This window comes from Enterococcus italicus, assembly GCF_023743875.1.
In the GTDB taxonomy this organism is placed as follows: domain Bacteria; phylum Bacillota; class Bacilli; order Lactobacillales; family Enterococcaceae; genus Enterococcus_G; species Enterococcus_G italicus.
In genome coordinates, this window is record NZ_JAMRVB010000001.1 from 1,816,764 (window position 1) to 1,829,513 (window position 12,750).

Genomic DNA, 12,750 nt, shown 5'->3' on the forward strand with positions numbered 1-12,750 from the left:
ATTAATAAAAGAGGAAGTGGAGTTAGAAGACTCATATTATTGAATTTTTTTAGAGCTGAAGCAGAAAGACGTTTAAAAGAAGATGGAGAAAAAGAAAATATAATATATGCTTTTGAAGAACCGGAAACATCTCAACATCCTTCACATCAAAAAATGCTTATTCAATCTTTTATAAAGCTCTCAAGGTCTGATAATTGTCAAGTTTTATTAACAACACACACGCCTGCGTTGGGAGAACTATTACCGTTAGAAAGCTTAAGATTAATAGATAAAAAAGATGGGAGACCATTAATACTTCAAGGTAGTCCAGAAGTATATATTAAAATTGCTGAAACTTTAGGAGTATATTCAGAAAATATTCCATCTAAAACCAAAGCTATAGTATTAGTTGAAGGAAGAGATGATTTGATTTTTTTAAGACATTTAGCTGAAGTGTATAAAGATGTAGAAGTTGTTAATTCAACTTTTGAAGATAAAGATATAGCTATATTACCTACAGGAGGGTGTAAAAACTTAAAACTATGGGTAACTATGCGAGTGGTACAGCAATTTAATGTTCCATGGGCGATTTTTATGGATTCAGATAAAGAGTCTGAAAACGATGAAACTTATAATATGAAAGTAGTGTCACAGTATAAAAGTGAAGGTGCTATTGCAATCACAACAAAAAAAAGAGAAATTGAGAACTATCTTCATCCGTCACTATTTACAGAAGAGTATGTTATATCCGATTATAATGATGTAAAAAAAGAAATTGAAAAGAGAATAATATCTAAAAGATGGACAGATATGACGTTTTCTTTGATACAGCAAAGAGAGTGCTATCAAGATGCGACAGGCAAACAGTGTTTTGAACTGCAAGAAATAATAAAACAACTACTAGATATTGTTTAGTATACTTGGAGGTAAATATGTCTGAAAAAATTATTTTGAGAAATTCTACTAAATATCAACTTACTAAAATTATAGAAATTTTTGAGAATTTAGCTGAAAATATGACCAATATTTTTTTGTGTGGAGGGGCATCGGATAAAAAAAAAATATCCTTTAGAGATAAGTTAAATGAGTATTTAGCATATAAAAAAAATAGTAATGTTAGAGTTTTTTATCCCGAAGATTTATTTATTAGTTTGATGAATACGGATAAGAAGCAAAATATGTTAGATTTAGAAAACTTTTTAGTCCATAATAGTGATGTAGTGTGTATTATAGCTGAAAGCGTAGGTTCATTTGTTGAATTAGGAGCATTTGTTAATAATGAAGTTACAAAGGAAAAAGTAGTAGCTCTTGTTGAAAAAAAGTATCAAAGAACTAAAAGTTTTTTAATGCTTGGACCAATAGACATGCTACAAAAATATAATAAAGATAGTGTTATTTTTTATAAAGTTGATGAAGTTGAAAAAATTGGTAATGAGTTACTGAAATTGCTAAGACGCAGACACCAAAAATTATGGTTCAATGGCTTAAAATTAGATACTATTGTAGGAATGAGTTATTATATTCTTCTGATTCTATATTTTTATGAGAGAGTAGATTTTAATACTCTAAAAAAATATGTAGAATTTGCTTTGAACTCTTCAAGTATAAAACTAGAATATTCAGTTGAAATTTTACTAAAGGCATCATTGAAACTATTATTTAAAGAAAAACAGATAATAAAAAATGCAAATCATACATATTCTTTATCTATAAAAGGAATTGAGGATATTAGAAATTTACTAGGAATAGAACTGCTTAACGACTTGAGGAGTAAAAAGCGATTACGTATTCATACCGATACCAGATTGTATGATGAACTAAAATTTGATATAATGAGAGATAGGTATTATTCATAATAAAATCCTCTTGTTAGATATTTCCCGATTGGGTATACTAGCGATGTTTCGTCGCTGTCAGTTGAATACATGCAATTCGAATATTAAAGTCTTTCCCCCAACTCACTACAAAGTAGTAACTCGTGGAAAAGACTTTAAAAGCTATTTTTGGTAACGAGAGGAGTTTATTATGGATTTAGTTAATAGCCGTCCTTTTTTATTGGGAGTAAATGGCTTACCTGTTATGACAAATATTAATGATATTTCAAGGCAAATTGGAATTTCTTCTCGAAGGATATATGAGTATACTAATTACACCTCGTCGTTTTATCATATGTTTGAAATACCTAAAAAGGATAAAAGTATAAGAATAATACATGCTCCTTTTTCTGGACTCAAGATGATACAGAGATGGATATTAGAAACTATCTTATATAAAATAAGAGTTGATACTCCTTCTTATGGTTTTCTCAAGGGAAAAAAATCCCCCACAAAACAAAATGCCGAGATTCATAGTAGCAACATATATCTTTTTCAGACAGATATTAAAAATTTTTTTACAAATGTAGACTTTAAGAGAGTTTACAGTATTTTTTTGAAGATAGGTTATAATAAAGAGGTTAGTTTAACTTTAGCAAGGCTTTGTTGTTTGGATGGCTATCTTCCACAAGGAGGAGTAACTTCCCCGTATCTGTCCCACCTTGTTTGTTTTAGAATGGACAGAAGAATCATGGGACTTTGTCAAAAAAGAGAAATCGTTTATTCTAGGTATGCGGACGATATTGTGTTGTCTTCTGATAATAAAAATGATTTAAAAAAAGCTCGTGTTTACTTAGAAAATATCATCCACGATGAAGGTTTTGAACTTAATCCCAAAAAAACTAGGTATTCATTTCAAAAAAAATTAGTTACAGGACTTACTATACATGATAATAAAGTACTAGTTCCTCGAGCTATTAAAAGAGAATTACGCTCTAAAATATATAATGCGATAGTTTTTAATGATTATAGTTCTTATGAAGTGATATTAGGTTATGTTAGCTATATTAATTCTATAGAGAATGGCTACATTAAGAAAGTACGTGATTATATTAAAGGTATAATAAATAATGAGTCTATTGGATCAGATAATCTATTATTCATTAAATTGAATTATGAAAAATCACCCTTATATTCTTGGATGGAAAGTTCATATACAGAATAAAATTTTTGATGTAAAAAGAATATTTTAATTAAATAAAAAAGTTGAGAGGATATTCTTCTCAACTTTTTTGTTTTAAAAATTATACTTGACAACTTCAAGAGATTTTCCTGATAGAAGTAAAAACTAGCATGTTTATAATCCTAACTTTTCGTACACACTAGATTTATAATAGTAGGGGCCACTTTCGTTTTCCTTTTTATATAATTTATGACTTTCAGGCCAATTTTCTAAAGCATATTGTAAAATTTTCGATCTAAAAGATATGTGAATTGCCAATGCTTCTCTAGCAATTTTAGGGCATCGTTCACTATCCATATTTCTTTTGCCTTCAGTACCAGCAATTTTGGGCAAATTGACTACAATAATTGGTAAATTTAACCTTATTGCTTGTTCTATTTCCCAACGAACAAATTTATAAAGATGCCGAGTTCCTTCACCGACCAGCAATACAAAAACTTTAGAGTTTGCCATTCTATCACGGAGTTTCCGCTTGATCGTCTCTTCTGAGCTAGTATCAAGGGCATTATTTAAATCATGTGCATCATAAAAATTGAACTCACTACTGTCACTTTGCTTCCACATTTGCATAGTTCTATAATATTTAATGTCAGTGTCCCCATCAAAAGCTACATAAGTTTTATTTCTGTACGCCATTATTCTTCCTCCTCTTTTAAACTAAAAATATCTATTTTATCAATTTTATCGGGATGGATAATAATCGATAATTCTGCGGGATATTCAAATTTTATTTTACTAACTTTAAAAGTCCATAACATAATTCTAAGTAAATCATTTTCATTTATATCTTCCATGCCATTTGTAAATCTTGTGATACCAGATCCGAATATTGGAACAACTACTTTTTTTTGTGCATATACTGAATTAACTTCATTCCAAAACTTAATTAAAAAGTTAAGATAATCGTTAATTGTTAGGCGGGCACAATTTTTGTTGTCAAACTTAGAAAAAGCAGTCAATACAAAGTCATCAATAACAATTATACTGCCTATAGGATATCTAACAGTTTTACCATTTCTTCTAACATTATTTTCTAGTTGCATTTCTTTTAATTTAGCGTTATCTGAAATTAGACTATCTAGTTTATCTACTGCCTGATTCCAATTCTTATCGATGTATTGACCATTCAATGAACGATGAGAGATTATTTCATCATCTACTCTAGTATCATAATATTCATTGAAAGGAATAACCTTGAGTCCTTCTTGAGTGAATATATCACCAGACTTAATTTTAACAGGTGTTCCTCCAATATTTAATTTAATACTCGTTCGTTTATTGGCGATTATCCAAATTACACAGTAAAGTATAATACAAACTACTAAAAAAATTACACCACTAATAATTTTTCGTTCTTGAGGAATATCAACAAAGATAACAACTACAGAAAGAATAGCGGTAATAATTGAGAAGTATTTATAGAAGTCACTTCTAACTAGTTTATTGAAGAAAGAAACTTTTTTCGTCATCACACAACCTCCTATTATGATTTTAGCATGGTTAAAAATATTCTGAAATATAAATTGATGAATATGTTATTTACTTTAAATTGCTAAATATTTTGTTTGGTTTTTCAGATTGACATATCATATGTTGGTGAAAATAAAAAGTAAATCATACTCCGTGTATAGAGAATGATATGAATAGCTTTTAAGAAAATGAGCTGCTAGACAAATTGCATACTGATGATTATCAAGTGGTAATTGTTGTTCAAGAGTATCAAACAGTTTTTGATGATTTAGTAGTACAAATAATGTATGTTGATAAGACTAGTAAAGAGATTATCGACGTTAAATAAAAGTTGTCGAGATAAATCGAATACATCTCTTTTTTTCATTAATGAAAAAAATGTTGGGGATATACCTCAACATTTATTGCTCCCAATAACATATTTTAAATTGACCAGATTTTGACCATCCTAATTTGATAATTAATGATGGTTAATGATTAATTGAACCATAATAATTGGCCTTGCTTACTTGCTTTGACAATGAATGATACTGGTTAAGAAGTCGATTCCAATATGGAAGGCAGTGTTGGATAAAGCCTTTTTTAGCACTAGAAATGGGCTCTTTGTCAAATAGTGTTGTTTTATATAAGTCTTGAGAAAGTGGGTGCTTCGGCACTCTCTTTTTTTGTTATTTAATTATAGTAAATAGATCTTGCTGGATAAAAATGCGCATCTTTAGTGCTCGAAAGGTTCGAAAACCAAATGCAATTCCGTTGATCACTTTAATTAGATTATTCTTTCCCTCGATTTTCCCATTGGAGTAGGGATATAGAAAAGAATGTTTAATCGATGTTTTATGTTTTATTAGATAGCAGATTGTTTTTTTAAATTGCTCATCAAGTGTACAAGGTAAATTTTAAATCGTAGCGAAAAACGCTTTGTGATCACGTTTATCATAGTGATAAAGCAGGTCCTGGTAAATTTCGTAGGACTCTTTAAGTGTGGTGTCGATTGAAAGCAAATGGTCCAATACATCGGATTCTGTTAGAAGTTTTTGTATTATTAAATAATGGAAACTGTTTATACGAAGTATAATCAATAGTTTTGTTGTTTTTCAGAAGTATCTTCCAGTATTTTTTGAGTTTTCGATAGTCTTTCATTTCTTCTGAATCATTTCTGTTCAAAGACTTCATTGTTTTTATACGTTGTGTATTAAGTGCACGATTCATTTGTTGGATAATATGAAATCGATCAATAGAAATTTTCACTTTTGGGAAAATTTTAGAGATAATAGAACCATACGAACCATTCATATCCATCACAATATATGTCACTTTTTGTCATACCTTCAATGGAAACCTCATAAAGTAACGTTCAATTTTAAAATTTCTGCGATCGTCTAGGATATCAAAAATTTTTCCTGTATCTGCATCTGAAATAATAAAACACATGGCTCCTTCGTAATCAGAAGTACTTTTGAATTCATCAATCAGAAGGTGTTTTGGTAGAAAAGGTATATTTAATTATGGTTCCTTGTAGAAAGAATGCAAAATACGTTCAACGGTTTTAGATGAGACACCATACTCTGTAGCAATATCTTTCATGGATTTTTTCCTTTCAGAGCAGCTGCAATGGCAAACTTTAATGGTTTAGAAATGTAACAATTTTCGTCGACATAGTAGTTTTTAGCAGTGAAAGTTGTCCCACAGTTTTTACATAAAAATCGTTTTTTATACAACCGTAGATAAGAATAATTTTCTTGAACCTTAATTAGTTGTATATCGCTTTTTTTATAGGAATGGCATACCACTGAATCAAAACCGCAGCAGGCACATTTAGGTGGTTGGTACGTCAAAATTCCTGTATAAACTGTGGACCAATGGTCTTGTACTCATTCTTTGGTCACAGCGTACGTTGAAAAGAAACTATTTTGATCCTTTATATTTAAAATTAACTTGATTGAAGCATCTAGAAATTCATCCTTTACTTTGATAGAATTGGGTAGAGACATCTGATTTCCTCCTTATTAATGTTTTAGTCGACTTAATTATAGGACAATCAGATGTCTTTTTGTTATAAAAAAATAATTGATGTCCTTACTCAATGTGAGTAACAACACCAAATATTATAGAACCGAAATATTTGCCAACTGTTCCAGCAACTTTAGGGAAATTCGAGTATTATCAAGTATCTATTCCAACAGCAATCTTAATTTGGTTGATGATCTATCCGATGATGTTGAAAATAGATTTTACTAGTATTGTTAATGCAGCTAAGAAACCTAAAGGTCTGATTGTAACCTGTACAGTGAATTGGTTAATTAAACCATTTACGATGTACGCTATTTCGGCATTTTTCTTTTTCGTTGTATTTAAAGGGATTATCCCCAATGATTTAGCCAAAGAATATGTCGCAGGAGCAGTATTGTTAGGTGCGGCACCTTGTACTGCAATGGTAATTGTGTGGAGTAACTTAGCTCAAGCGGACAATGAGTATACGGCAGGATTAGTGGCGTTTAATTCCATTTTTCAAATTATCTTTTATTCAGTGTTTGCCTATATTTTTGTGACAGTTATTCCGGGATGGCTAGGCTTAGAAACGCATGCTGTTTCAATTGGAATGGGTGAGATTTAAACAAGTGTTTTCATTTATTTAGGTATTCCTTTCATTGCAGGCTTTTTATCTCGTTGGATTCTAATAAAGAAAAAAGGAAAGAAATAGTATGAAGAAAAAGTCATTGAACTTCCAATGGATGTAGTAAGGATTGCCATTCCATTACTCATTTATTTTGTCCTTATGTTCTTTGTTTCATTCTTTATTTCTAACCGTATGGGAACCAGTTATCCAATTGCAGCTTCATTATCGTTTACCGCAGCGAGCAATAATTTTGAATTAGCAATTGCGGTAGCAGTTGGCGTATTTGGTATTAATTCAGGGGAAGCCTTTGCAGCAGTAATTGGTCCACTAGTGGAAGTTCCGGTTTTGATTGGTTTAGTAAATGTAGCATTGAAATTTAAGCAAAAATATTTTAAGCAAACTTAAAAAAGGAATGAGGCATCTTTATGAAAATTGTGATTATTGGTTCAGTAGCAGCTGGGACAAGTGTGGCTGCAAAGGCTAGACGAAATACAGAGGAAGCAGAGATTGTTGTCTACGACCAAGACAAGGATATTTCCTATTCAATTTGCGGGATTCCTTATCATATAGGAGAAGAAGTTGAAGAGTTAGATAAGTTGACCCCTAGAAATGCTGCATGGTTTAAAAAGCGTTATAATGTAGATATTTTTACAGAGCATCGAGTGACAGCTATTCATCCTGAAACTCAAACGCTTGAGGTTGAGAATCTTCAAACAAAGGAGAAGAAAACCGAATCCTATGATGAATTGGTTTTAGCAACAGGAGCCAAATCGATTGTGCCAGAGGTTTTTAAAGCACAGCAAGCTAATAGAAATCTTTTTCATGTTCGTACTATTCAAGATGCTGCTGCCATTCACTCATTTATTGAAAAAGAAAAGCCGCAACAAGCTACTATTATTGGTGCAGGCTTTATTGGATTAGAAATGGCGGAGCAATTGGTTCATAAAGGAATAGAGGTAACTATTATTCAACGTGACAATCAAGTCATGAAACAAATGGATGCTGATATGGCATATCGTGTCCAAAAGGAGCTTGAAAAGAATCATGTTAAGCTTCAACTAAATACAACGATCACAAAAGTAACTGAGAAGGCTGGCTATATTACTGAATTAGCAACCAATCAAGGTCAAACAATCAAATCGGATTTAGTCATTCTTGCAGCTGGTGTTACTCCGAATACTTCACTTATTCAATCGACAACTATTCAATTGGGAAAATCCGGTGCGATTAAAGTGAATAAGAAAATGCAGACAACGGTTCCACATATTTATGCGGTAGGAGATGTTGCTGAGAGCTATTCTGTCATTACAGATAAACCAATATATCGTCCACTTGGATCAACTGCTAATAAGATGGGTAGAATTGCTGGTGATATCATCACAGGAGGAACTCTGGAACATCGTGGTATTTTAGGAACTGGTATTGTTCGAGTTTTTGATTTAGCGGTTGCATATACTGGTTTAACAGAAAAAGAAGCTAAATTAGAAGGATTAGAGACAGCTATTCTTTATAATATCAAGCCAGATCATGCGGACTACTTAGGTGGAAAAGAGCTGACAATCAAAGCTTTAGCAGATAAAAGTAGCGGGAGAATTCTTGGAGCTCAGATTATTGGAGAGCAAGGTGTAGATAAACGAATTGACGTAATTGCCACTGCAATTTCATTTGGTGCAGTAGCAGAAGATTTGTTCCATTTAGACCTTGCTTATGCACCACCATTTGCGACAACGAAAGACCCCGTTCTTTATACTGGAATGGCGTTAGATAATGCAATAAGCAATGGAACACCTTTAATGACCCCAGCTGAATTGATTGAGCGACAAGCAAGTGGAGAACAACTGCAAATTATTGATACTCGTTCCAAAAAACAATATGAAATTTCTTGTGTTAAAGGGGCTATCCATATTCCATTAGCAGAAATACGTGATAGAGTGGCGGAGCTAGATAAAAATGTAACAACAATCACGTATTGTAATAAGGGCGTAACTGGAAATGCTGCTCAAAATATCCTGTTAAACGAAGGATTTAAAGAAGTCTATAATTTATCTGGAGGAAATAAAAATTACCAGATAATTGCCCAAATGCTTGCCTCTAACTGATTTAATGATGAAGGGATTAAATAGATGACAGAAGAAAAAAGAGCGCTGGCAAGACTTGCTGGTATCTTGGGAGCTTTCCTCGCTGCCAAACTATTAAACTATCAAATAAATGTGGGTATATTTGTAAATTTTGTTATAATTGTTGTGGTTCTATATGTTTTAGCTAAATAAAGAGAATCTAAAGCTAAAGAAGACAGAAAATAGTTTGTCGCAAATGCAGTTGTACCTTGACTGCATTTGTTTTTTGACAAAAGAAATATGAGTAAGGAGGTAATGAATAAATGAGCTATGCACTAGATTTAAAAGGCTTAAAAAAAGTATATGCGACCGGTGTTGAGGCGCTGCGTGGTATTGATTTAACTGTAGAAGAAGGAGATTTTTATGCACTGCTAGGTCCAAACGGTGCTGGTAAATCAACAACAATTGGAATTATTACCTCACTTGTTAATAAGACTGCTGGTCAAGTAAAGGTTTTTGATTATGATATTGATAATGATTTAGAGCGAGCAAAGCAACAGATTGGTCTTGTGCCGCAGGAATTTAATTTTAATCCGTTTGAAACGGTTCAACAAATTGTAGTAAATCAAGCAGGATATTATGGTGTCTCAAGAAAAGAGGCACTGAAACGTAGTGAAAAGTATTTGAAGCAGTCCAATTTATGGGAGAAAAGAAACGTTCGTGCCCGTATGTTATCTGGAGGGATGAAACGAAGACTTATGATAGCTCGAGCATTAATGCACGAGCCACGTCTGCTAATTCTTGATGAACCAACTGCTGGAGTGGACATTGAGCTTAGAAGAGAAATGTGGGCATTTTTAAAAGAGTTAAATGAAAGTGGCACAACAATCATTCTTACAACTCATTATTTAGAAGAAGCAGAGATGCTTTGTCGTAACATTGGAATTATTCAATCAGGTGAGCTAATTGAGAATACAAGTATGAAAGCACTTCTATCAAAACTACAATATGAGACGTTCATTTTTGATTTAGATAGCTACGACAAAAAGCCTGTGATAAAAGGTTATAAGCACTTTTTTGAAGATGATCTAACACTTGCTATAGAAGTTGAACGAAATCAGGGAGTTAATAATATTTTTGAGCAGCTCAATCAGCAAAATATCAAGGTTCTTTCTATGCGCAATAAATCAAATAGATTGGAAGAGTTGTTCTTAAAAATTACCGAAGACAAACATCAAAAGGAGGAGAAAAATGTTTAGTATCTACTTTACAGCACTTAAAAGCTTAGCAGTTAAGGAAACCAACCGTTACCTACGGATATGGGTACAAACTTTAGTGCCTCCTGTTATTACGACCTCATTATACTTTGTTATTTTTGGAAAAATGATTGGCGGTCGTATTGGTGATATGGGTGGCTTCTCCTATATGGAATTTATTGTACCAGGTTTAATTATGATGTCTGCAATCACAAGTTCTTACGCAAATGTTTCTTCATCTTTCTTTTCTCAAAAATTCCAAAAGAATATTGAAGAGCTATTAGTTGCACCTGTACCCACACATGTTATTATTGGGGGATTTGTTATTGGTGGACTGGGTAGGAGTATCTTAATTGGGACATTGGTTACAGTCATTTCTCTATTTTTTGTTCCACTTCATGTTTATTCATGGTTTATTGTGGTGATTACATTATTGATGACTGCAATTTTATTTTCATTAGCAGGCTTAATTAATGGTGTTTTTGCACAATCTTATGACGATGTTTCAATTGTACCAACATTTGTTTTACAGCCATTGACTTATTTAGGTGGTGTATTTTACGCCATTTCAATGTTGCCGCCATTCTGGCAGACAGTATCGAAAATTAATCCAATTGTTTATATGATTTCAGGATTTCGTTATGGATTTCTTGGAACGACAGATGTACCAATTATGGTTTCAATTACAATATTAATCCTTTTTATCATCGTTCTTTATGCAATTTGTTATTATTTAGTAGATAAAGGAAAGGGATTAAGAAGTTAATAATTAAAAGAAAGTTATTAGAATTAGCTCTTAACTCTAACATATTTGTGGAGATAAGAGCTTTTTTATTTTATGAAGATTGTATTTTAATGTATCAAAGAATTTGGTTATGGTGTCCCATATCCCATGATATAAGGACTATTTTTTTCATAACTTAGTTTAGCAAGTTTGTCTCCTGAATTCCCCCCAATTGTGTAAACAACTTCATTTTCTACTTTCTCTACGATTCCTACATGGTCGCTAACAGAATCACAATCCCAATCAAAAAAAACGATATTGGCACTTTTAGGTAAATTTCTTTTCCCCAACCAGTGATTTTTAGCTTTAAAATTTTCAATACCTGTGGGGCAATAAGCGACCCGTTCCATTTTAACCCCAGCTTTTTCAGCATTATATGAAACAAAAATAGCACACCATTCAACACGTCCATTGAAGCCGTACCAACGCCAATATTTTTCCCCACCATCATGAGTTCCTTCATCTAATTCTTTAAGAGCTGCTTTTACAATAGTTGAATTACCTTGGCTATTGTTGTTGGAAGTAGACGTGATATATTGTTTAACAATTTGAGATAGCGATAGGTAATCCTTTGAAATAATCTCCAGATTTTCCCCCGCTCCACACCGTACGCGAGACTTTCACCTCATACGGCGTTCCATCAAAGTGCTGTTTATAAATTATGTTGTTTCTTTATCGGACAGTTCAATTTTATGATACAAAAGGAATACTGATACCAAGCGAAATTACAGATGGTGGAAGAAGACTTTATACAGATAACAATGTAAAACAACTCCAATTAATCTGTCTTTTAAAATCTTTAGGTTTAAAATTAACAGAAATAAAAGGTATTCTAGACAGTCATTTTTCTACAAATACGTTGTTACTGATTTTGGATGAACAATCCCAAAAGTTAACTGACGAATTGAAAGAAAGAGAAATTCGCCTGAAAGTCATTAAATCTGTAAGAACGACATTACAAAATAGTGAGACTATCCCAACAGAAATACTGACGGACATAGAACATATTATGAAAGAGTCAATAAAATTAAGGAAAGTACATTATCTATTGATCATTACAGGTGTGATTTGTGCTGTCATTCAATACTCAACATTATTACTAGGTATAATGAAGGGTGTATGGATTCCTTTCATCCTAGGAATGATTGCCGTAAAAAGTTTCATTATGTGGTTTACTTGGTATTACAGAAAAAATATTAATTACATTTGCCCAAAGTGTAGCACGATTTTTCATCCCTCTTTTTCTGAGTTTGCTAAGGGGAATCATACGTTTAAAACGAGAGAATTAACATGCCATTGCTGTAAAACTAAATCACACTGTGTTGAAACGACGAATAAAGTGACAGAAGACCATTTTCATTAGTAACAAATCAAAAGCTAGAAACATCGTAATTTTTGTGTATCTAGCTTTTTTCAATCATAGTGTTATAGCCGTTAGCTGATAGAAATAATTGTGTCTCTAGCGATCATCCCTCACAATAAATATAGAAAGAATATGGTTTGGTAAGGGGAGGAAAATGAAAAAAAGGG

The 12,750-nt window shown here is 32.3% G+C and carries 12 protein-coding genes and 2 pseudogenes; 10 read left to right on the forward strand and 4 right to left on the reverse strand.

What is annotated here, in order from left to right; translation table 11 throughout:
- From NE257_RS08935 to NE257_RS08945, 3 genes are all read left to right on the forward strand, one after another.
- The coding region (locus NE257_RS08935) for an ATP-dependent nuclease (protein WP_251886249.1) at positions 1–894 on the forward strand (894 nt) is incomplete at its 5' end.
- Between the two features lie 17 nt (positions 895–911).
- Positions 912–1,835 carry a retron St85 family effector protein gene (locus tag NE257_RS08940; protein ID WP_104806360.1) on the forward strand — a complete coding sequence of 308 codons (924 nt, stop codon included), beginning with the start codon at positions 912–914 and terminating at the stop codon, positions 1,833–1,835.
- Between the two features lie 169 nt (positions 1,836–2,004).
- Positions 2,005–3,018 carry a retron St85 family RNA-directed DNA polymerase gene (locus tag NE257_RS08945; protein WP_251886250.1) on the forward strand — a complete coding sequence of 338 codons (1,014 nt, stop codon included), beginning with the start codon at positions 2,005–2,007 and terminating at the stop codon, positions 3,016–3,018.
- Between the two features lie 132 nt (positions 3,019–3,150).
- Here NE257_RS08945 and NE257_RS08950 read toward each other — a convergent pair whose 3' ends face one another.
- The 3 genes and pseudogenes from NE257_RS08950 to NE257_RS11770 all read right to left on the reverse strand — a co-directional run bounded on the left by NE257_RS08950 (position 3,151) and on the right by NE257_RS11770 (position 6,497).
- Positions 3,151–3,672 carry a TIR domain-containing protein gene (locus NE257_RS08950; RefSeq protein ID WP_251886251.1) on the reverse strand — a complete coding sequence of 174 codons (522 nt, stop codon included), beginning with the start codon at positions 3,670–3,672 and terminating at the stop codon, positions 3,151–3,153.
- Positions 3,672–4,505 carry a macro domain-containing protein gene (locus NE257_RS08955; RefSeq protein WP_104806363.1) on the reverse strand — a complete coding sequence of 278 codons (834 nt, stop codon included), beginning with the start codon at positions 4,503–4,505 and terminating at the stop codon, positions 3,672–3,674. Before NE257_RS08955 ends, NE257_RS08950 begins: the two co-directional genes overlap by 1 nt.
- A 669-nt stretch (positions 4,506–5,174) precedes the next feature.
- Positions 5,175–6,497 (reverse strand): annotated as a pseudogene (locus NE257_RS11770) (ISL3 family transposase).
- Between the two features lie 131 nt (positions 6,498–6,628).
- Here NE257_RS11770 and NE257_RS11785 point away from each other — a divergent pair.
- The 6 genes from NE257_RS11785 to NE257_RS09000 all read left to right on the forward strand — a co-directional run bounded on the left by NE257_RS11785 (position 6,629) and on the right by NE257_RS09000 (position 11,202).
- Positions 6,629–7,120 carry an arsenic resistance protein gene (locus NE257_RS11785; protein WP_433961374.1) on the forward strand — a complete coding sequence of 164 codons (492 nt, stop codon included), beginning with the start codon at positions 6,629–6,631 and terminating at the stop codon, positions 7,118–7,120.
- 114 nt (positions 7,121–7,234) lie between these two features.
- Positions 7,235–7,528 carry an arsenic resistance protein gene (locus NE257_RS11790; protein ID WP_477181463.1) on the forward strand — a complete coding sequence of 98 codons (294 nt, stop codon included), beginning with the start codon at positions 7,235–7,237 and terminating at the stop codon, positions 7,526–7,528.
- Positions 7,529–7,548: 20 nt separating this feature from the next.
- The gene (locus NE257_RS08985) at positions 7,549–9,222 is read left to right on the forward strand and encodes an FAD-dependent oxidoreductase (protein ID WP_251886252.1); all 1,674 of its coding nucleotides are present in this window, start codon (positions 7,549–7,551) and stop codon (positions 9,220–9,222) included.
- A gap of 24 nt (positions 9,223–9,246) precedes the next feature.
- Positions 9,247–9,393, forward strand: coding sequence for a hypothetical protein (locus NE257_RS08990; protein WP_251852149.1), 147 nt, complete (start codon positions 9,247–9,249; stop codon positions 9,391–9,393).
- Between the two features lie 110 nt (positions 9,394–9,503).
- The gene (locus NE257_RS08995; RefSeq protein WP_002372158.1) at positions 9,504–10,439 is read left to right on the forward strand and encodes an ABC transporter ATP-binding protein; all 936 of its coding nucleotides are present in this window, start codon (positions 9,504–9,506) and stop codon (positions 10,437–10,439) included.
- Positions 10,432–11,202 carry an ABC transporter permease gene (locus NE257_RS09000; protein ID WP_251886253.1) on the forward strand — a complete coding sequence of 257 codons (771 nt, stop codon included), beginning with the start codon at positions 10,432–10,434 and terminating at the stop codon, positions 11,200–11,202. Before NE257_RS08995 ends, NE257_RS09000 begins: the two co-directional genes overlap by 8 nt.
- 107 nt (positions 11,203–11,309) lie before the next feature.
- Here NE257_RS09000 and NE257_RS09005 read toward each other — a convergent pair.
- Positions 11,310–11,774: pseudogene (locus NE257_RS09005) on the reverse strand (CHAP domain-containing protein); the annotation flags it as partial.
- 107 nt (positions 11,775–11,881) lie between these two features.
- Between NE257_RS09005 and NE257_RS09010 the strand changes: the two are divergent.
- A complete protein-coding gene (locus tag NE257_RS09010; protein ID WP_251886254.1) occupies positions 11,882–12,583 on the forward strand; it encodes a MerR family transcriptional regulator in 702 nt (233 codons plus the stop codon).
- The last annotated feature ends 167 nt before the right edge of the window (positions 12,584–12,750 follow it).